The sequence below is a fragment of the Streptomyces sp. NPDC091416 genome (genome assembly GCF_044756845.1).
Taxonomy (GTDB): Bacteria; Actinomycetota; Actinomycetes; order Streptomycetales; family Streptomycetaceae; genus Streptomyces.
On record NZ_JBIVTU010000001.1, the window covers coordinates 743,969 to 763,530 of the forward strand.

Here is a 19,562-nt window from a genome sequence, read left to right on the forward strand (position 1 = left end):
TTACTTGGGGAGGGGGGTGTCGAGGGAGGGAGCGGTCAGGGTGGGGCCGAGGAGCCAGGCCGCGATCTCGCGGACGGCGCCGAAGCCGCCGGGGGTCGTCGTCACGGCGCGCGCCGCGGCGCGTACCGAGTCGTGCGCGCTCGCGACGGCGACGGGCCAGCCGGCGAGTGCGAAGCAGGGGAGGTCGTTGACGTCGTTGCCGACGTACAGGACGCGTTCGGGGGCGATGGACTGCTCGTCGCACCACTGCTTGAGCGCGAGGTCCTTGCGGTCGATGCCGTGCAGGACGGGGACGCGGAGCTTGTGGGCGCGGGCGGCGACGACCGGGTTCTGTTCCGTGGAGAGGATCAGGAGGGGCAGGCCGGCCTTGCGCAGGGCGGCGATGCCGAGTCCGTCGCCCCGGTGGACGGCGACGGTCTCGCGGCCGTCGGAGTCGATGAGGACCCGGTCGTCGGTCTGGGTGCCGTCGAAGTCGAGGACGACCGCGTCGATGTCGTCGCGGGTAGGCAGCGGGGCCGGGTCCAGGAGCGGGGCCAGGGCGCGGGCGCGGGCCAGGTCGTGCGGGTCGTCGATCTCCAGGACGCGGGCGGGGTCGGTGCGCACCAGCGCGGTGTGGCCGAAGAAGCGGTGGCGGTGGGTGCGGAATCCGGCCGCGTCCATCGCGTAGGCGGCGCCGGTCTCGAGGAGGTCCTCGGGGCGGTCCTGGCGGCGGGGGCGGACCTTCTTGTCGTGGTTGACGCCGTAGTTGTGGTCCTCGACCGCGCTGCCGTCGCGCCACAGGAAGCCGTGGAACGGGGCGACGGTGACGGCCGTGTCGGCGCCTTCCCGGGCGACCGCGGCGGCGACGCCGTCGATGTCCTCGCGGGCGATGAAGGGGCTGGTGCACTGGACGAGCAGCACCACGTCCACGGTCCGGCCGTGCCCGGCCTCGTACGTGTCCAGGGCGTGCAGGACGGCGGCCTCGCTGGTCGCGGTGTCGCCCGCGATGGCTTCGGGTCGCTGGACGCAGTACAGCCGGCCGCTCTCGCCGAGGGCTTCGGCCGCGGCCCGGGCGGTGTCGGCGACGGCGGGGGCGTCGGTCGTCACGACGACGGCCGTCACCTCGCTCGACGCGAGGCAGGCGCGGACCGCGCGGACGACGAGCGGTACGCCGCCGACCTGGGCGAGGTTCTTGGCGGGTACACCCTTGGATCCGCCGCGGGCGGGGATCACGGCGAGCACGGTGGGCTGCTCGGTGGGCTGCGTCATCGCTGCTCCAGGAAGAGATCAGGAAGGGGTTCGGTGGTGGTGTTCACAGCTCGCCCATCCGTCGGATGACCGGGGCGACCCGCTGGACGCCGTGGCGGTACGCGCCCCGGGCCGCGTCGCGGACCGCCTCGCGCACCGCTCCCCTGACCCGTCCGGTCTCCCGGGGCGCGGCTGCGCCCGGGAGCGGGTGACCGTCGGGGGCCAGGTGGTGGCGGGCGAGGATGCCGGGGAGGTAGCCGGGGGCGGTGGCGGGTGTGTAGTAGGGCGCGAGGTCCGGCAGCCGGTCCTGGGCGAGCAGGGCGGTGACCCTGGCCCGGGCGGTGTCGTACGCCGTGGCGTAGGTTCCGTCGGCGGCGACGCCCTGGCCGGCCAGCCACTCCTCGTCGGGCTCGGGGTGGGCGCCGCCGTCGAGGTGGTCCCAGGAGGTGAGCAGGCCGGAGCCGGTGAAGTGATGGTTGCCGAGGGTCTCGCGGACGCCGAGGTCGGTCAGGACGGCGGTGGGAATGCGTCGGTGCAGGGCTTCCAGGGCGGCGGTCGAGGAGACGGTGACCAGCAGGTCTGTGCGGTCCAGGACCTCGCCCATGTGCCCGTACACGAGGCGGAAGTTGGGCGGGAGTCCGCCGGGCAGCTTCTCGGCGAGGCGCTGGTACGGGAGTTCCTCGATGTGCGTGGTGTGCTCACCGGGCTTGGAGCGCAGCTTGAGGAGCACTTCGCGGCCCGGGTGCAGCCTGGCGTGCTCGACGAGCCGGCGCAGCAGGTACGTACGGTCGGCGCGGGAGGCCGGAACGGAGGGCTGGGCGGCGAACACGACGGTGTCACGGCCCTGTTCGGGGGTGTGCGGGGCGCCGCCGAGGAACGGGAGGGCGGCTTCCGTGACGGCCGAGGCATCGGCGCCCACTCCCTCGTACACCGCGCGGAAACGGTCCGCGTCGTGGCGGGAGTTGGCGAGGACGACGTCGGCGCCGTGCCGCAGCAGCAGCCCGTCGGCGAGCTTCTCGTAGACGACGCCCACGTAGCCGGTGACGACGACGGGCCGGGCAGGCAGCCGGAGCGCGGCCAGTCCGTGCAGCATCGCCTGGACGGCGCCGCCGACGAGGGCGAGGACGACGAGGTCGTATCCCTCGTCGCGCACGGCGCGCAGGAACTCGACGGCCGTCACCTCGCGCACCCGGCCGGTGTCGATGCCGACGTCGCCGACCTCGGCGAGCTGACGGGGTGTCGGGGTCGCCCGGCCGCGGAGCAGCAGTCCGCTGATCTCCGTACGGGGTGCGGACGCGCCGCCGTCGCCCGTGGTCAGCCGGCGCGCGGTGAGCGCGCCCCACTTCCATCGGGTGTCGGAGTCGGCGAGGACGGCGACCCGGAGGGTGTTCGTCTTTTCGGTACGTGGGGGCACGTCCCAAAACTTAGGAAGGCATTTCGATTCGCAGCCCAACGTGACGGCAACAGCGGGTTAACAGCCCGCCGACGCTTGGCGAATCACCCTCACGCACGCCCCGCTCATGGCGAGGAATGAATCCGGTTCACCACTTCGACATTCGTCGTTCACCTGCCGTCCCCATCAGGGCCAGGGTAAATGCCGGACCTCCGCCTAGCGTGTGACGCGTGGTCAAGCTCTCCGTCATCGTGCCGTTCTACAACGTTCGGGCCTATGCCCCCGATACCTTGCGAAGTCTCCGGGCCAATGCCCGCGATGATTTCGAATTCATCTTCGTCGACGACTGTTCGACCGATGGGACTCTGGAGATCCTCCGGCGCGCCGAGCGCGAGATCCCGGGTGCCGTCCTGGTCGAGCACGAGAAGAACGGGGGCCTGGCCACCGCACGCAATACGGGTATCGACGCGGCGCGCGGCGAGTACCTCACGTTCCTCGACGGCGACGACTGGGTCGTGCCCGGCCACTACGAGCGGCTGCTGGCCGCCATCTCGGGGCTGGGGTGCGACTTCGTCCGTACGGACCATGTGCAGTTCACGGACCGGGTGCGCACCGTGCACCGGGTCCCGCACGGTCTGCGCGACACCGTCCTGCGTCCGCGCGACGTGATCCTGCCGTCCGACCGGTCGACGCCGGTGGACTACGCGTACGCCTGGGCCGGTGCGTATCACCGGCGGCTCGCGGACTCGGGGCTGCTCCGGTTCCGGGACGGGCTGCGCACCGCCGAGGACCGGCCCTGGATCTGGCGGCTGCACCGTGAGGCGGAATCGTTCGCGGTGGTCGGACTGCCGGGGGTCTTCTACCGGCGCGGGGTGGCGTCCTCGCTGACCCAGATCGGCGATGTACGCCAACTCGACTTCATCCGGGCCTTCGATCAGGTTCTGGAGGAAACGTCCCGGGATCCCGAGGCGGACCGGCTGCTGCCCAAGGCAGTGCGCACCTATTGCGCGGTCATGGCGCATCATTTGGAATCCATCGAAAGGTTCGAACCGGCAGTGGCACGGAAATTGCGCTCCATGAGCGCGGCTTCCCTGCGGCGCATGCCTCAGGAAGTTCTCGCCGATACGCTGAATTCGCTGGGCGACCGCCGGGCGGGCCAGCTGCGACGGGTCCGCCGCCGCTCCGTCTCCCGGGAGGTCGCGGCCTGATGCCCGGCACGTACACCGCGCCGGTCGGCCGGTCCACCACACAGATCTTCTCGGCGTGCACGCAGTACGCCGCCGCCACCCTGGTCGCCGCCCTGCGCGCCGGCCAGTTCGGCCCGCGCTCCGAGCACCGGCGCATCCTCGTCGTGAGCGATACCTCTCCTTCCCCCGAGCTCGGCACTCCGCTCCACCGCCGGCCCGGATTCGAGGTGCTGGCCGCCGAGTTCGACGCGGTGCGGTCCTGGAACGACTTCATCCGGCCGTTCCATCCGGCGGGCTGGTCGCCCCGGGACCAGGACGCCTCGCTGTGGGAACGGGCCGTGCGCGCCGCGTGGGAGATCGGCGACGGTCCGGTCGAGATCGCCTGCGAGTCCATCCAGGCCAATCCCGCCCAGGCCCTCACCGTGATCTTCGGCGACAGTCCGGTGCACATCTACGCCGACGGGCTGATGAGCTACGGCCCGACCCGCAGCAGACTCGACCAGCTGGTCGGCACCCGCATCCGCCGGCTGCTCCATCTCGATCTGGTGCCGGGCCTGCGGCCCCTGCTGCTCACCGAGTTCGGCGTCGCGTCGGAGATCGTGCCGACCGAGGTCTTCCTGAAGGTGCTGGGCGAACTCGCGGGTTCCGCGGACCTTCCCGCCGTCCCCGACGGCCCCGCTCCGGCCCTGCTGCTCGGCCAGTACCTCGCCACGCTGGGCATCCTCACGCCCCGGCAGGAGGAGGAGCAGCACGCGCGGATGCTCCGCGGGGCCGTCGCCCTCGGCCATACCCGGATCGTCTTCAAGCCGCACCCCAGCGCCCCGGCCCACTGGGCCCGCTCGCTGGAGCAGGAGGCGGAACGGCTCGGCGCGGACCTCACCGTGCTCGACAGCCCGGTCCTCGCGGAGACGCTGTTCGACACGATGCGTCCGGCCCTGGTCGTCGGCTGCTTCTCCACCGCGCTGCTGACCGCCGCCTCGTTCTACGGGCTCCCGGTCGCCAGGGTCGGCACCGGACCGCTGCTGGAGCAGCTCACCCCGTACCAGAACAGCAACCGCGTCCCGCTGACGATCGTCGACGCGCTGCTGCCCGATCTGGAGGACCCGTCCGCCGTCACCGGCTGGTCGCTGCCCTCCGCCGAGCAGGTCCGGGGCGAGCCGACCGGGCTGCTCGCGGCGGTCGGATACGCGATGCAGCCGCAGATCCAGGCCGCCCTGCGCCCCGACGCCGAGCGCTATCTCGACCTGCACCGCGACACCCTCTGGCGGTACTTCAAACGGCGCCGGCTGACCGCGCTCGGGCTGCCGGGAGCCGTTCCCGCCCAGCTGGCGTTCATCCCGCGCAACGCGGCGGTCCGCCGCCTCGCCCGCAAGGCCCGCACGCTGAAGCGGGCGGCGGCGGGCTGACCCGCCCGGGGCGCGGCCCGTCCGGTCGGGGACGGGCGCATGAAGGCTGGCCGTATATCAGGTGAACCGGCTTTCCCGGCCCGGGATTTCACGATGTTCGATGACATATTCGACTCATCATGAGGACTCCGTCGATTATCCGATCGCCGCGCGGCCGGGGCGCCGCCCTGGCCGCCCTGCTCACCGTCGCGACCGTCTGCGCCGGGGACGCGGTGGCCCGCAGCTACCCGTTCGGCCCGCACACGCGCAGCGTGAACGACCTGGGCAATCAGTTCGTCCCGTTCCACGCCCGGCTCTGGGACCTGCTCCACGGGCAGGCGGACGGCGGGCTGCTGCTGAACTGGCAGTCCGGCTTCGGCAGCAGCTTCCTGCCGGACTTCGGTACGTATCTGAGCAGCCCGTTCGCCCTGCTCGTCGCGGTCTTCCCGCGGGACCGGATCGACCTGGCGGTGTACGCGGTCACGCTGGTGAAGACGGGGGTTGCGGCGGCGGCCATGACCTGGCTGCTCACCGCGTTGCGCCGGGGCCGGGGCCGGGAGTGGGCGGCGGCCGTGCTCGGCGCCTCGTACGCCCTGTGCGGCTGGTCGGTCGCCGAGGCCGTCTACAACCCGATGTGGCTGGACGGACTGATCGCGTTCCCGCTGCTGTGCCTGGCCGGCGAGTGGGCGCGTACCGGACGGCGTCCGGTACTGGGGACGCTCCTGGTGACGCTCGCCTGGGTGTCGAACTTCTACACCGCGTACATGGCCACGCTCGGGGCCGCCCTGGTGCTGGTGGTGCGGCTGCTGCTGGAGGACGGGACGTCGCGGGAGCGGGTCCGGGGCCTGGTGCGGGCGGTGCGCACCGTGCTCGTCGGCATCGGGCTGGCCGCGCCGGTCCTGGTGCCGGTGTTCCTCGGCACCCGGCACGCCTACCCGGGCTGGAACCGGGCGTTCGCCCCGGCCGCCTGGCCCGATGTCGCCGCGAGGCTGCTGCCGGCCACGTACAGCTTCTTCAGCCCGGCGCTGTTCCTCGGGACCGGCGCCCTGCTGCCGGCCTGCGCGCTGGCCTTCCACCGTGCCGTGCCGCGTACCGAACGCCTCGTGTGGGCGGGGCTGGTGGCCGCCGTGGCGCTGTCGTTGCAGTGGGGGCCCACGCATCTGCTGTGGCATGCCTTCGCGACACCGAACGGGAGCCCGTTCCGGCAGACGTTCGTCCTGTCCGGGCTCGTCGTCATCGCCGCCTGGCTCGCGGTCGCCACCGCCTGGCCGGACCGGCGGACCCTGCTGGGCGGCGCGGGGGTGCTGGTGCTGATCGCGGCCGGCGCCGCGTCCAGCACCCTGATCACCGGCTGGACGTATCCGCTGTTCGCGGCGGGCCTGCTGGCCGTGACCGGTGCGCTCGTCCTGGCCCGCGGCGGCAGGTTCGCCGTGCTCGCGGCGCTGCTGCTCATCGGGGCACAGGCCGGGCAGGCCACCGCGACGACCGCGTACGCGGACCGGCAGCGACTGAACCGGCTCGACGACTACGCCCCCTGGGGTGAGCGCCAGACCCTCCAGGCCGCCGCCGTGGCCGGAGCCGACGGCTGGCCGCGCTACCGCACCGACCCGGGCCTGGAGCAGTCCACCGCCAACGACCCGCTCCTGGCCGGCGGGCAGGGCGGCGCCTACTACAGCAGTCACACCCCCGATGTACTGACCCGCACCTACCTCGCGCTGGGCGCCGGCTGGACGTCGAACGGCCGCGCCCTGCACAGCCTGGACAACCCGGTGACCGACGCGGTCTTCGCGGTCGGCGCCCGGGTCCGCATGCCGCGCGATCCGCACCAGGGCTGGAACCGCCCGGACGGCCGTCCGGTCACCGTCACCCGGCAGGACGCGCCCCCGCTGGTGACTCTGCGGCCGGCCGCCGACACCGTTGCGCGGATGGGCCGTTCACCGTTCCGCAACCAGGAGAAGCTGCTGGGAGCCTCCGTCTACACGGTGCCCGCGACCACGCTGCGCGCCGCGGACGGTACGGCCGCCGCGGACGAGGGCGGGTACGACTACCGGGTGCGGCCGGGTGCGTACAGCCTGGCCGCGAGCTGCCCCGCGAACAGCGAGGTGTATCTGTGGGCCCCCGACCTGTTCGGCCGGGCCCAGCTCGGAGACTCAGGTGAACCGGCGGACTTCCGGGGCGAGTTGCCGGGCCGGCGGGCCGGGATGCGGCTGCTGGGAACGGGCGGCGGGCAGCTCTCGGTGCCGCTGCGGGTGGCCCGGGCCGGCACCGTTCCGCACGAGGCCGTCGGCTGCCTGGACCGGGGCCGCCTGGACGCCGCCGTGGCCGGACTGAAGCGGACCGGCGCGACGCGCGTCGACGTCACCGACAGCGGCGTGCGGGCCGAACTCCCGTCGAACGCGCGCGGGCTGGCCGTGCTGGCCGCGCCCCGGATCGCGGGCTGGAGCTGCGACGGACGTCCGGCCGGCTCGTATCTCGGCCTGGTCGCCGTACCGGTGAACGGCGACCGGACGAGGGTGGACTGCACGTTCCGGCCGCCGGGCCTGAAGGCCGGGAGCCTCGCGGGGGCGGGAGCCCTGGCCGCGCTGCTGGCGACCGCACTGACCCCCTGGGCACGGACACGGGTCCGGCGGCGGAAGGCTCCGCCGCTCGCGTAGCCGCGACGACACCGAGACTTCATCTGCGCGTGGTGGGAGGGAGCCGCTCCGCGCGCGTACGTTCCCACCCATGCCCTCCCTCCTGAAGAACCGTCTGACGAAGCGCGCCCTGCGCCCCGCCCTCACCCTGGTCGACCGCCGCATCCGGCTCCGGACGGAGCGCGCCGCCGAACCGATGCGCGGCGAGATCGCCGCACTGCGGCGGGAGACCGAGGAGATGCGGCGGGGCCAGTACGCGCTGGGACTGCTGCTGGACGGTACGGGCCGGGGCGCCCACCGGATCCCGCCTGCCCGCGAGATCGACCAACTGGTCGCGCAGATCGGCCTGTTGAACGGAGACGAGGCGAGGGCCCGGCGCAGCGTCGTCACCGCCTACCGGACCGTGGTGGCACTGGAGGCGCTCGGCGTCGGGCGGCTGGCGGGCTCCACGTCCAATGTGTGCGGAAAGCTGGCGACGGTTCCGCTGCTGGCTCCGCCGAACGGCGCGATGCTCGAAATCGGCACGCTGTACGGGCTGTTCGCCGCGGCGCTGACCCGGATGGTGCACCGGGCGGGCATCCAGCCGGACCTGACCATCGTCGACCCGCTGGCCGGCTCACAGCTCCAGCCGGGCACGTCCCAGCCGGCCGACCCGACGGGGACGCCCGTGCGCGAGGACGTCGTGCGGGCCAACCTGGCGCTGACCGGGGCCGGTTCGACGCACCACCCCCGCATCCGGCAGGGATTCTCCTCCGACCCGGAGGTACGGGCCGAGGTCGGCGACCGGGAGTACGGGGTGATCGTCGTGGACGGCGACCACTCCATGGAGGGGGTGGCGGCCGATCTGGAGTGGGTCGAGGAGATCGTCGCACCGGGCGGCATCGTGGTGCTGGACGACTACGGCGACGCGTCGTGGCCGGGCGTCCAGGAGGCCCTGGACAAGCATCTGGCGGGCGGCTCCTCGCGGCTGCGGCTGCTGGGACGGGTCTCGACGTCGGCCTACCTGCGGGCGGAGTGACACCGCGCCCTCGCCTCCGACCCCATACCCCCTGACCCCTCACCCCCTGACCCCACACACCCGCCTCATCACGTCCGTCCGCCGTACCTCGCCTCGATGCCCGCGACGATCAGCCGCAGACCGTCCTCGAACCGTTCGTCGTAGTGGGCGAAGATCTCCGCGCCGGCCGCGGCGGCCAGCGGGTAGCGGGCCATGCGCTCCGCGCGTTCACCGATGTCGAAGCCTTCGCGCTGCTGGTCCGGCATCGGCCGGACGCCCTGTTCCTCGCTGACGAAGCCCATCGTGTAGGAGTACGCGGTGGTGCCCGCCCGGACGGCCTGCCACAGCTCGAAGCCCGCGTCGACCATGGTCCGCAGATGGCCTTCGAGCCCGTCCGCGTGGTCGGTGCCGGTGAACCTCGCACCCCCGTAGACCTTGGCCCCGTCGCGATAGCGCAGCAGCCCGGCACGCAGCCCGCTGTTGTACGCGACGAGCTGGTCCTGCCAGCTGTCCGGGGCCGGACCCGGAAGGCCCTCGTCGAGCATCCGCCGGTACATCACCGTGGCCATCTCGTCGAGCAGCGCCTGCTTGTCCTTGAAGTGCCAGTAGAGGGCGGGCGCCTTGACGTCCAGCTCCTTGGCGATGGCGCGCAGGCTGAGGCCGTCGAGGCCCACCTCGTTCAGCAGCCGCAGCGCCGTGTCGGCCACCCGGGACCGGTCGATCTTCGTCGTACCCACCTCGACAAGTTAACAGCCCCCGCCCTTGACAACTTAACACCGTTAAGCACACACTCCCCCACATGACACTTAACGCCGTTAAGGAAACTGAGGTCCTCATCGTCGGTGCCGGTCCGTGCGGTCTCGCGCTGGCCTGCGATCTGGCCCGCCGGGGCGTCACCGCCCTGCTGGTCGAACAGACGCCGGGACTCTTTCCCGGCTCACGCGGCAAGGGCATCCAGCCCCGCACCCGGGAGGTCCTCGACGACCTCGGGGCCGGCGACGCGGTCCGCGAGCACGGCGGTCCGGCGCCGGTCGGGATGGTCTGGCAGGACGGTGAGCGGCACGGCGAGCACCAGATGTTCCGGGTGGCGGCGCCGACGGACGCGGAGCCGTACGGTGAGCCGTGGATGATGCCGCAGTGGCGGACCCAGGAGATCCTGCTGGCCCGGCTGCGCGAACTGGGCGGCGACGTGGTGTTCTCGACCGCGCTGACCGGCCTCGCGCAGGACGACGACGGGGTCACCGCCCAGCTGTCCACCGGTCCGGTCCGCGCCTCCTACCTGGTCGCGGCGGACGGCGGTCGCTCCACCGTGCGGCGGGCGCTGTCCATCGCGATGACCGGGGAGACGGTGGACCCGGCACCGATGCTGGTGGCCGACGTCCGGGTCGCCGAGGACGCGCTCGACCGGCTCAACTGGCACATGATGAGCACCGACGCGGGGTTCATCACGCTGTGCCCGCTGCCCGGCACGGCGGACTTCCAGCTCGTCGCGCAGTTCAAGGAGGGCGAGCCGGACATCTCCCCGGAAGGGGTCCGGGCCGTCGTCGCGGAACGGACCCATCTGGAGGCGCGGGACGTCACCGAGGTGCTCTGGGCCTCCGACTTCCGCCCGCGCGCCGCCCTCGCCGACCGGTTTTGCGACGGGCGGGTCCTCCTCGCCGGGGACGCCGCCCACGTCCACTCCCCCGCGGGCGGCCAGGGGCTCAACACCAGCGTGCAGGACGCGTACAACCTGGGCTGGAAGCTCGGCCAGGTACTGCGCCACGGGGCGCCCGCCGCCCTGGTCGACAGCTACGAGGAGGAGCGCCGCCCGATCGCCGCGGAGATGCTCGGCCTCTCCACCCGGATCCACCGCGGTGAGCAGGAACGGGGCGCGGCCGCCCAGCAGCTGGGCCTCGGCTACCGCGGGGGCCCGCTGTCGGCCGGTCGCGCCGGCGTCCTGGAAGCGGGCGACCGGGCACCCGACGGGCCGGCGGGCGGGCGGCGGCTGTTCGACGTCTTCCGGGGCCCGCACTTCACGCTGCTGGCGGTCGGCACCGACGCGGCACTGCCGGAGTTCACCGGCTCACAGGTCAGGCCGCACCGCATGGACGCCTACGCGCCGTACGGCAAGGGGCTGTTCCTGATCCGCCCGGACGGCTACGTCGGCTGGGCGGGCGAGGACACGGCCGGGCTCGCGGAGTACGCCGCACGTCTGGGCCTCGCCCTCCAGGCCGGCTGACGGTCAGACGCTGCTGAGCGAGAGCTTCGCCGCGAAGCCGAGGAAGAGCACGCCGGCGGCCGAGGTGGCTCCCGCCGACAGCCGCTTGCGGCGGCGGAACGCGGCGGACAGCCGCGTGCCGCCGAATATCAGCATCGACAGGTACAGGAAGCTGGCGATCTGGAGCAGGGTGCCCAGCACCAGGAAGGAGAGCGCCGGGTAGGCATACCCGGGGTCGACGAACTGCACGAAGAAGGAGATCAGGAACAGGATCGCCTTCGGGTTGAACAGGCTGACCACCAGCGCCCGCCGGTAAGGCCGCTCCATGGCGGCCGGCGCCCCGGCCCCCTCCACGGCCTCACCGGTGATCTCGGCCACCCGGCGGTGCCGCTCGCGCCACATCGACACCGCGGCGCGCAGCATCCCGATCGCCATCCAGGTCAGATAGCCCGCACCGGCGAACTTCACCACGGCGAAAAGCACCGGCGTCGTCTGCAACAGGGACGAGGCCCCGAGCGCGGACAGCGTCATCAGCACGGTGTCCCCGGTCCACACGCCGGCCGCGGCCACATAGCCGGTCCGTACCCCGCGCCGGGCGGCGACGGACAGCACGTACAGCGAATTCGGCCCCGGCAGCAGCACAATCAGAACGAGGCCGGCGAGGTAGGTCGGAAGGTCGATGACACCCAGCATGAAACGGAGTGTCGCACGGGCGTACGACACTCCGGAGACGGGGGTTCCGCTTGCCGCTGAGCCCGCGGGCTCAGCTCATCAGCTCCGCGAAGACGATGATGTTGTCCGGCCGGTGGCCGCCTCTCAGCTCGCCGCCGCAGGTGATCAGCCGCAGCTCGGGGCCGGTGGTGTCGCCGTAGACCTCGTCGGTCGGGAAGGCGCCCTTGTCGACCTGCTGGAGCCGTCGTACGGCGAACACCGCATCGGTCCCGTCCGCCCTGGTGACGGTGATCCGGTCACCGGCGACGATCTTCGAGACGTTCTTCAGGACGGCGGGGCCCTCGGCGGTGTCGAAGTGCCCGATGAGGACGGCGGGTCCGGTCTCTCCGGGGGTGACGCCCTTCGTGTACCAGCCGATCCGGTCCGCCTGCGCCACGGACGGGACCTCGACGGTGCCGTCGGACGCCAGACCCAGCTTCAGAACCGGGCCGGTGTCGACGCCCGCCGACGGGATACGGACCCGGACCGGCTCGGAGGCGGGCAGCGGGGCTGCGGACAGGGACGGCGCGGGTGAGGCCGGCGCGCCGGCGGGCGGGGCCGCGATGTGCGCGGGCGGGGTCGCGGGGGCGCCGTCGCCCGTGGCACAACCGGTCAGTGCGGCGGCGGAGACGAGGGCGACGAGCGAGCCCGTCAGCAGACGACGGGCGAAAGAGGGGTGCATACGGGGACTCCCGGCAGGCGGAACCGGGAGGGGCTGTCGCACGTGCGACAGCCCCTCCCCTGACGTGGGACGACCGGCCCGGCCGGGTCAGTGGGCGGACGCCGCCGCGCGGCGCCGCATGAGGACGAAGCCGAGGCCCGCCGCGCCCACCGCTGCCGCACCGCCGACCGCGATCAGTGCCGGGCTGCCGTTCTGCTCGACCTCGGCACCGGCGGCGACGCTGCCCTTCGGGACGACGGACGTCTGCGAGGTCTGCGCCTCGGTGCCGTTACCCGAAGTACCTTTGCCCGAGGCGCCGTTGCCCGAGGTCGTGGCGTAGGCGAAGCTGCACCCGCTGGGCAGCTTCGGGAAGTCCGTGACGGACGCCGGGTGGCCACCGCCCTCCATGTTGGTGCGCAGCTGCGGCGCGGTGCTGCTCGGGTTGATGATCTCGCCGAGGAAGCCGGCGCTCGCCGGAAGCGCGGGGTGCAGCCGGGAGAGCTGGCCGAGGACCTGGCCGTCGTCGGCCTGGAAGACGACCGACGGACCCGACGGGCTGATGCTCAGTTCGGCCAGGGTGCCGGCCCCGATGCCCTTCGTCACCGTGGCGACGCACTCGACCGGGGTGACCGGGCCCTGTCCGTCGCTGCCCGCGTCGACGACGGAGGTGACGGCACCCGTGAAGTCCAGCGTCACCTTGATCCCGTTACCGAAGACCTTGCTCTGCTCGGGGGCGTAACCGCCGCCCGCGGTGAGAACCCCCAGCACCTTCGCACCGTCGAGGACCTCGGCCGTGTAATAGACGTGCTGGTCACCGTGCTTGTACACCTTGGCAGTCAACCCGCCCTTGAGCTCGTCGGTGCGGATCAGCGTGCCTGCGTCGGTGGACTGCTGCCCCTGGCCGGCCGGCGTGGCCGGGACGGTGTCGGCGAAGGCCGCGGTGGCCGGGACGAGGACGGCGCCTCCCAGTGCGGCCGCGGCGACGGCGGCACGGAAGGAGACACGGCGGCACGAGGGACGGAAAGACATGATCGACTCCGTGAGGAATGGCCCTTGCGGGCTCGGAAGGCTGGGAGAGTCGCATGCCGCTTCCTCGAAGTGTGGGGCCGTGAGGTGGGGCGGGCTGCATCAATGAATCTAGATGTGCAGTACAGCGGAGCCATCCGTTCCTTGTCACAGGCGAGTGACAGGCAGCAGCGTTTCCCACCTCACAACTGACGCTACGGGGGGATACGTTGACGCCCTCGTGTCGCCTCCGCCCCCGTCTCAGAACGCGTCCGCCGGCACGTACACCCCCCACACCTCCCGCAGCGCGTCGCAGACCTCGCCCACCGTGGCGCGGGCCCGCAGCGCGTCCTTCATCGGGTAGAGCACGTTGTCCGTGCCCCCGGCCGCCTTGCGCAGGGCCGCCAGGGCCGAGTCCACCGCGCCCTGGTCGCGTGCGGCACGGAGCTTCGCCAGCCGGGCCGCCTGCTGGGCCTCGATCGCCGGGTCGACGCGGAGCGGCTCGTACGGCTCCTCCTCGTCGAGCCGGAAGCGGTTGACGCCGACGACGACCCGCTCGGCGCTGTCCGTCTCCAGGGCAACGCGGTAGGCGCTGCGCTCGATCTCGTTCTTCTGGAAGCCCTGCTCGATCGCGCTGACGGCGCCGCCCATGTCCTCGATCCTGAGCATCAGCTCCGCGGCCGCGGCCTCGACGTCGTCGGTCATCCTCTCGACCACGTAACTGCCCGCGAACGGGTCGACGGTGGCCGTCACGTCCGTCTCGTACGCGAGGACCTGCTGCGTACGCAGGGCGAGGCGGGCGGACTTGTCGGTGGGGAGCGCGATCGCCTCGTCGAAGGAGTTGGTGTGCAGGGACTGCGTGCCGCCCAGGACCGCGGCCAGGCCCTGCACGGCGACGCGGACCAGGTTGACCTCGGGCTGCTGGGCGGTGAGCTGGACGCCCGCGGTCTGGGTGTGGAAGCGGAGCATCAGGGACTTGGGGTTCTTCGCGCCGAACTCCTCCTTCATCACCTTCGCCCAGATCCGCCGGGCGGCCCGGAACTTGGCGACCTCCTCCAGGATCGTCGTCCGCGCGACGAAGAAGAAGGAGAGCCGCGGGGCGAAGTCGTCGACGTCCATCCCGGCGGCCACGGCGGTACGGACGTACTCGATGCCGTCCGCGAGCGTGAAGGCGATCTCCTGCGCGGGCGAGGCCCCGGCCTCCGCCATGTGGTAGCCGGAGATCGAGATGGTGTTCCACTTCGGGATCTCGGCCCGGCAGTACCTGAAGATGTCCGCGATCAGCCGCAGGGAGGGCCCCGGCGGGAAGATGTACGTGCCCCGGGCGATGTACTCCTTGAGCACGTCGTTCTGGATGGTGCCCGTGAGCTGCCGCGCCGCGACACCCTGCTCCTCGCCCACCAGCTGGTACATCAGCAGGAGCAGCGCGGCCGGGGCGTTGATCGTCATGGACGTGGAGACCCGGTCCAGCGGGATCCCGTCGAACAGCACCCGCATGTCGTCGATGGAGTCGATCGCCACCCCGACCTTGCCGACCTCGCCGGACGCGATCTCCGCGTCGGAGTCGTGGCCCATCTGGGTGGGCAGGTCGAAGGCGACCGAGAGACCCGTCGTGCCGTTGGCGATGAGCTGCTTGTAGCGGGCGTTGGACTCGGTGGCCGTACCGAAGCCGGCGTACTGGCGCATCGTCCACGGGCGCCCGGTGTACATCGACGGGTACACGCCGCGCGTGAAGGGGTAGGCGCCCGGCTCACCCAGCTTTTCGGCGGGGTCCCATCCGTCGAGCGTGTCCGGCCCGTAGACCGGCTCGATCGGCAGTCCCGACTCCGACTCGCGCGTCATCCGCTGTACCTCCCGCTGAAGCTGCTGGTACCCCATGGCTTTCGCGACGGACTGTAGCGGCAGGCCCTCAGGCCTTGGAGAGGGCCGGGCCGGGACCTTGCTCACAGCCCCCGATGCCTGACATCCTCCGGTCTTCGATGCCGCTTTCCCCATCATGCGCAGGATTCGGCAACCGGGCAGAGCGGGAATCCGTCCCATGAGATACCGCAGATTCAGGGGGCCGACATGACAGGCAGCAGCAGGACCGGGCGCGGGCGCGCGCACATAGGGGGCCGGGGGGCGGGAGCGGCGTCCGCCGTCGCCGTACTGGCACTGGTCGCCGTGACCGCAGGATGCAAGGCGGAGCCCGCCGGCAGCGCGCCGGCCACCCCGTCGGCGCCGCCGGCGAGCAGCTCACCCACCGAGGACGCCAAGCCCGGCACCGACCAAACGGAATCGGCGACGCCGTCCACGAGCGCGAAGCCGAGTTCGACACCGAAGGCCACGCCCAAGGCCACTCCGTCGGCCGATCCGCAGGCCAAGGTGCTGATGGCGACGGGCTCGCAGGGCAAGCAGGTCCGTGAGCTCCAGGCCCGGCTGCGTCAGATCGGCCACTTCGACCGCAGCCCCACGGGCTACTACGGCTCCGTCACCGTCAGCGCCGTGCAGTCGTTCCAGGGCAAGCGCGGACTGTCCCGCACGGGAAAGACGGACACCGTCACCTGGCAGAAGCTGCTCGGCATGACGCACGCGCCGACCGCCGCGGAGCTGAACCCGCCGACCACCCGGCCGGCCGCGAAGCCGGACAAGCGTTGTCTGACGGGCCGGGTCATCTGCATCAGCAAGAACAGCCGGTCGCTGTCCTGGATGATCGACGGCAAGGTCGTCTCGTCGATGGACGTGCGGTTCGGTTCGCAGTACACGCCGACCCGCGAAGGCACCTTCTCCGTCTACTGGAAGTCCCGGCACCACGTGTCGTCGATCTACCACACGGCCATGCCGTACGCGATGTTCTTCAGCGGCGGCCAGGCGGTGCACTACTCCTCGGACTTCGCGGCCCGCGGCTACAACGGCGCCTCGCACGGCTGCGTCAACGTCCGGGACGAGGGAAAGATCGCCTCGCTGTTCGCCCAGGTCCGCAACGGCGACAAGGTCGTCATCTACAAATGAGGCGCGGTGAGGGGCTCGGTGATGAGGGGCGCGGGCGGGACCGGGGGAACGTGTCCCGCCCGCGCCATTGCGCCGAGCCGTAGGTACGGGGGGAACCCCGGCTCCGGGCGCTGCCGATGACCAGTCGGCTCACTTGTTACTGCGTTCAACAGCCGGAAAACGTCACACCCGGTGGTGGCGGGGCGGCGCGGAGAGGGCTCAGCGCGCCGCGAACAGGGGCGATGAGGAGCGCGAGGAGCCGGAGGCGGAGGACTCGGCGGTGGTCGAGGGCTCCGGGGACGCGGTGGAGAAGCCGATCGACGGCAGAGTGCCCGAGCCGCCGGACGAGCCGCCGTTTCCGGCCGGTTCGTCGTCGCCGTCGTCGTCCTGGCCCGCGGCGTCGTCGCTCTTCCCGCCGGCCTGGTCGAGCATCCGGTCGCAGAACCGGTCGAGGTTGCGGGCCCCCTTGGCCAGCGCTTCGAGGCGGCGTCTGCGCTCGTCGTCGAGCTTGCCGTCGCGGTAGTCGCGGCAGGCCTTCAGGGTCTTCGCGTACCAGGACGCCCCGTCGCCGCTGTCGCCGGAGTTCCCGTCACCGTCCTGGGGGTCGGGGCTCGGCGTCGGGCCGGTGCCGCCGGACTTCTCGTCCTCGGTTCCGCGGGACCGGCCGTCGCCGGCGCCGTCCCCGGCATCGCTCTCCGGGTTCCGGTCGGTGGTGGGACCGCTGACGTCGGGGCGGCCGCTCTCGGAGCGGCCGGCTCCGGGCGTGTCCGGCGACGCGGATTCCCCGCCCGGCGATCCGGGCGGCGGCGCCGATGCCGCGTCGTCGGTGGTGAGGTCGGAGCCCAGCTCCTCGGGGGACGCGGCGGCCGACACCGAGTTGGCCGGTGCCGGCGTGTGCCGGCCGAAGGGGCCGGGCAGGATCCCGGTCCCGGCGGCCACGGCCACACCGCCGATCGCACAGCACGCGAGGGAGGCGACCAGACCGAAGCGGATGGGCCGGCTCCAGCGCATGGGGCGGGGGCCACGGAATCCCGCGGCCCCCGACGCCGTACCGGAACCGGCCGGACGTATGTGTACGGGGGCGAGCATGGCGGACTCGGCGGAGTCGTCCACGCCCGCGGTCCGGGCGGCCCCGGGCCGGTCAGCCGGTGCGGTGACGGCACGGGCGGCGCGGAAGGCGGCCAGGGCCGCGGCCTCGCCGGGCAGCTCACCGGCGGCGGGACGTGCGGCGGCGGCCACGGCGTTCAGGGCGGCCGCGAGCCTCTCGGCCTCGTTCCGGGGCGGGCCGTCGGAAGGGTCGACCGGGGCGCGGCGGAGCATCTTCTCCGCCGCTTCCTTGTCAAGCCATTCGTGCTGCTCGTCGGCCATCACATGTCCTTCTGCGTCCACAGACGCGAATGCGTCACACCGGCGGGCGCCACCAGGCCGGTGCGGGCGGGGCGTTGCGCGGGGACGGCGCCGAGTTCCACCGTCCGGCCGGCCCCGTTGTTCTGCGGCGACTGCGCCGGGGTCGTGCCACCGCCCGGCCCCTTGGCCGCGCCGGCTCCACCGGCCGCTCCGTCACCACGCGGACGGCTTCCTTCCGCGGGACCGGCCGTGGGCGGACCGCCCTCGCCGCCGCCCGGATTCGCGTCCGTCGTCGGTGCCGGGGCCGGCGCGACGGCCCCGGCCCCGAGCGCAGGCCCCGCACCGCCCGCGCGGTCCGCGTCGTCCGCCCGCAGCAGTTCGGCGAGGCGCTTGAGCCCGCGATGCGCGGCGGTGCGTACCGCGCCCGGCCGTTTCCCCAGCGTCTGCGCCGCGCTCTTGGCGTCGAGGCCGACCACCACACGCAGCACCACGGCCTCGGCCTGGTCCTGCGGCAGCTGGGCGATGAGCGACATGGTGCGGCCGGTGGCCAGCGCCTCGATCGCCTCGTCGGCCGTGTCGGACCCGGCCGGCTTCTCGGACAGCTCCGTCTCGTCGCCGCCGATGGCGGGCCGCCTGCCGCGCATCCGCAGATGGTCCAGGGCCCGGTTGCGCGCTATCCGCGCCGCCCAGCCCCGGAAGCGGTCGGCGTCACCGCTGAACCGGTCAAGGTCCCTGGCTATCTGCAGCCACGCCTCGGACGCCACATCCTCTGCGTCCGGGTCCCCCACGAGCGTCCGTATGTAGCCCAGCAGCCGCGGCTGCACAGCGCGGTACACAGAACGGAAGGCATCCTCGTCCCCGTCCTGCGCCGCGAGCACCGCGGCGGTAAGCCCCGCGTCGTCCCCCAGCACTCCCTCAACCTGCCTGCTGTCCCGAATCGCAGCTGGTCACCACTGCCGCGCCTCCCTGCGCGACTCAGCACGCTACGTCCTCGGCGGGCGCCGCGTCCATGACTTGTACAACCCGCAACATTCTTCGGACACCGTGCGGTGTGACAGAAAACGCAGTCGTGGCGCTGAGATGAGTACGGGGTCGTCCTGCGACCCCGCGAACGACGACTGGGGCCTCTCCTGTGGGGGGTGGCGGCCCCGGTCGTCGTTCCATTCACCCGCTCCGACGCGGGTGGACGGGGCCTCCCGCCCGAGCGTCCGTCGCCGCTGACCACCCACCGGTACAGGCCCCTGCCGTCGATTCCCGGGAGGGCGCATGACCGTCGGTACGCCGGTACGGCTGACGTATTCGGTGACATGGCGAGAGATATCCGACGGGCTGGGAATCCAGCTCCGGCACAGCCCGGTCGGTCGGTGGTGTTTCCGCGTCCTGTGGACCCTGGGTGCCTTCCTCGGCTTCGTGATCGTGGCCAATCTGCTGACCAGAGGCCTGGATTCCGTCGGCGCGGGCGTGTGGAGGTTCCTCCTGACCGTCTGTCTGCTGCTGGTCGCCTTCCGCCGGCTGATGGCGCTGGCCCTGCTGGGCTACGCCCGGCATCTGGGCGAGCACCGCGTGACCGTCGACGTGTCCGGCATCAGGACCGTCACCGAGCGCCACACGAACGAAACCGGCTGGACGTTCTACGGGCGCTGCGTCGAGGGCCCCCGTGTCTTCGTCCTGCTCACCCCGGACGTATGGGGAACCGGGGTGATGGTCCTGCCCAAACGCGGCCTGGACGCTCCGCAGGACGCGGACCGGCTGCGGGAGCTGATCGGCGCCCGTCTCACAGCCGTGCGGCTGGGGAAGGGACCGGGGTGGGTTCCCCGCCGGGTGTCGCGATGAGGAGCATCCAGCC

General features: G+C 72.5%; 16 protein-coding genes. 7 read left to right on the forward strand and 9 right to left on the reverse strand.

Annotation, left to right across the window (positions count from 1 at the left end; translation table 11 throughout):
* Both ACIQMX_RS03180 and ACIQMX_RS03185 read right to left on the reverse strand, forming a co-directional pair.
* On the reverse strand, positions 1–1,248 hold the full coding sequence (locus tag ACIQMX_RS03180; RefSeq protein WP_402474588.1) for a cytidylyltransferase domain-containing protein: 1,248 nt from the start codon (positions 1,246–1,248) through the stop codon (positions 1–3).
* 43 nt (positions 1,249–1,291) lie between these two features.
* A complete protein-coding gene (locus ACIQMX_RS03185; protein ID WP_402474589.1) occupies positions 1,292–2,641 on the reverse strand; it encodes a DUF6716 putative glycosyltransferase in 1,350 nt (449 codons plus the stop codon).
* A 209-nt stretch (positions 2,642–2,850) separates the two neighbouring features.
* Between ACIQMX_RS03185 and ACIQMX_RS03190 the strand changes: the two genes are divergently transcribed.
* The 4 genes from ACIQMX_RS03190 (at position 2,851) to ACIQMX_RS03205 (ending at position 8,843) form a co-directional block, all read left to right on the forward strand.
* Entirely contained in the window at positions 2,851–3,828 is a 978-nt protein-coding gene (locus ACIQMX_RS03190) for a glycosyltransferase family 2 protein (protein ID WP_363072737.1), read from the forward strand.
* Positions 3,828–5,213, forward strand: coding sequence for a polysialyltransferase family glycosyltransferase (locus ACIQMX_RS03195; RefSeq protein WP_402474590.1), 1,386 nt, complete (start codon positions 3,828–3,830; stop codon positions 5,211–5,213). Before ACIQMX_RS03190 ends, ACIQMX_RS03195 begins: the two co-directional genes overlap by 1 nt.
* A gap of 119 nt (positions 5,214–5,332) precedes the next feature.
* Entirely contained in the window at positions 5,333–7,846 is a 2,514-nt protein-coding gene (locus tag ACIQMX_RS03200; protein ID WP_402474591.1) for a YfhO family protein, read from the forward strand.
* Between the two features lie 70 nt (positions 7,847–7,916).
* Positions 7,917–8,843 carry a class I SAM-dependent methyltransferase gene (locus ACIQMX_RS03205; RefSeq protein ID WP_402474592.1) on the forward strand — a complete coding sequence of 309 codons (927 nt, stop codon included), beginning with the start codon at positions 7,917–7,919 and terminating at the stop codon, positions 8,841–8,843.
* 68 nt (positions 8,844–8,911) lie between these two features.
* Here ACIQMX_RS03205 and ACIQMX_RS03210 read toward each other — a convergent pair whose 3' ends face one another.
* The gene (locus tag ACIQMX_RS03210) at positions 8,912–9,559 is read right to left on the reverse strand and encodes a TetR/AcrR family transcriptional regulator C-terminal domain-containing protein (RefSeq protein WP_363072745.1); all 648 of its coding nucleotides are present in this window, start codon (positions 9,557–9,559) and stop codon (positions 8,912–8,914) included.
* A gap of 62 nt (positions 9,560–9,621) precedes the next feature.
* Between ACIQMX_RS03210 and ACIQMX_RS03215 the strand changes: the two genes are divergently transcribed.
* Positions 9,622–11,043 (forward strand): FAD-dependent monooxygenase, encoded by a 1,422-nt coding sequence (locus tag ACIQMX_RS03215; RefSeq protein WP_402474594.1) that lies wholly within the window; start codon positions 9,622–9,624, stop codon positions 11,041–11,043.
* Between the two features lie 3 nt (positions 11,044–11,046).
* On the opposite strand, the gene leuE is transcribed toward ACIQMX_RS03215, so the two are convergent.
* From leuE to ACIQMX_RS03235, 4 genes are all read right to left on the reverse strand, one after another.
* Positions 11,047–11,715 (reverse strand): leucine efflux protein LeuE, encoded by a 669-nt coding sequence (leuE, locus tag ACIQMX_RS03220; RefSeq protein ID WP_402474595.1) that lies wholly within the window; start codon positions 11,713–11,715, stop codon positions 11,047–11,049.
* Positions 11,716–11,785: 70 nt separating this feature from the next.
* Complete coding sequence (locus ACIQMX_RS03225; RefSeq protein ID WP_363072751.1) at positions 11,786–12,415, reverse strand: class F sortase; 630 nt, start codon at positions 12,413–12,415, stop codon at positions 11,786–11,788.
* A gap of 87 nt (positions 12,416–12,502) precedes the next feature.
* Positions 12,503–13,423: a hypothetical protein gene (locus tag ACIQMX_RS03230; protein WP_402474597.1), complete on the reverse strand. Its 921-nt coding sequence runs from the start codon at positions 13,421–13,423 to the stop codon at positions 12,503–12,505.
* Between the two features lie 237 nt (positions 13,424–13,660).
* On the reverse strand, positions 13,661–15,241 hold the full coding sequence (locus ACIQMX_RS03235) for a methylmalonyl-CoA mutase family protein (RefSeq protein WP_363072754.1): 1,581 nt from the start codon (positions 15,239–15,241) through the stop codon (positions 13,661–13,663).
* A 225-nt stretch (positions 15,242–15,466) separates the two neighbouring features.
* On the opposite strand from ACIQMX_RS03235, the gene ACIQMX_RS03240 reads away from it, so the two are divergent.
* Complete coding sequence (locus ACIQMX_RS03240) at positions 15,467–16,390, forward strand: L,D-transpeptidase family protein (protein WP_402474599.1); 924 nt, start codon at positions 15,467–15,469, stop codon at positions 16,388–16,390.
* A gap of 198 nt (positions 16,391–16,588) precedes the next feature.
* On the opposite strand, the gene ACIQMX_RS03245 is transcribed toward ACIQMX_RS03240, so the two are convergent.
* Positions 16,589–17,737 carry a hypothetical protein gene (locus ACIQMX_RS03245; protein WP_402474601.1) on the reverse strand — a complete coding sequence of 383 codons (1,149 nt, stop codon included), beginning with the start codon at positions 17,735–17,737 and terminating at the stop codon, positions 16,589–16,591.
* Complete coding sequence (locus ACIQMX_RS03250; RefSeq protein ID WP_402474602.1) at positions 17,737–18,627, reverse strand: RNA polymerase sigma factor; 891 nt, start codon at positions 18,625–18,627, stop codon at positions 17,737–17,739. The genes ACIQMX_RS03245 and ACIQMX_RS03250 overlap by 1 nt, the downstream gene beginning before the upstream one ends.
* 355 nt (positions 18,628–18,982) lie before the next feature.
* Between ACIQMX_RS03250 and ACIQMX_RS03255 the strand changes: the two genes are divergently transcribed.
* Positions 18,983–19,549, forward strand: coding sequence for a YcxB family protein (locus tag ACIQMX_RS03255; RefSeq protein ID WP_402474604.1), 567 nt, complete (start codon positions 18,983–18,985; stop codon positions 19,547–19,549).
* Positions 19,550–19,562: the final 13 nt, after the last annotated feature.

Bases quoted from the DNA above. Each gene is read 5' to 3' on its own strand.
- ACIQMX_RS03180 (WP_402474588.1), bottom strand. From the start codon at position 1,248: ATGACGCAGCCCACCGAGCAGCCCACCGTGCTCGCCGTGATCCCCGCC.
- ACIQMX_RS03195 (WP_402474590.1), top strand. From the start codon at position 3,828: ATGCCCGGCACGTACACCGCGCCGGTCGGCCGGTCCACCACACAGATC.
- ACIQMX_RS03200 (WP_402474591.1), top strand. From the start codon at position 5,333: ATGAGGACTCCGTCGATTATCCGATCGCCGCGCGGCCGGGGCGCCGCC.
- ACIQMX_RS03205 (WP_402474592.1), top strand. From the start codon at position 7,917: ATGCCCTCCCTCCTGAAGAACCGTCTGACGAAGCGCGCCCTGCGCCCC.
- ACIQMX_RS03215 (WP_402474594.1), top strand. From the start codon at position 9,622: ATGACACTTAACGCCGTTAAGGAAACTGAGGTCCTCATCGTCGGTGCC.
- leuE (WP_402474595.1), bottom strand. From the start codon at position 11,715: ATGCTGGGTGTCATCGACCTTCCGACCTACCTCGCCGGCCTCGTTCTG.
- ACIQMX_RS03225 (WP_363072751.1), bottom strand. From the start codon at position 12,415: ATGCACCCCTCTTTCGCCCGTCGTCTGCTGACGGGCTCGCTCGTCGCC.
- ACIQMX_RS03230 (WP_402474597.1), bottom strand. From the start codon at position 13,423: ATGTCTTTCCGTCCCTCGTGCCGCCGTGTCTCCTTCCGTGCCGCCGTC.
- ACIQMX_RS03235 (WP_363072754.1), bottom strand. From the start codon at position 15,241: ATGACGCGCGAGTCGGAGTCGGGACTGCCGATCGAGCCGGTCTACGGG.
- ACIQMX_RS03240 (WP_402474599.1), top strand. From the start codon at position 15,467: ATGACAGGCAGCAGCAGGACCGGGCGCGGGCGCGCGCACATAGGGGGC.
- ACIQMX_RS03245 (WP_402474601.1), bottom strand. From the start codon at position 17,737: ATGGCCGACGAGCAGCACGAATGGCTTGACAAGGAAGCGGCGGAGAAG.
- ACIQMX_RS03255 (WP_402474604.1), top strand. From the start codon at position 18,983: ATGACCGTCGGTACGCCGGTACGGCTGACGTATTCGGTGACATGGCGA.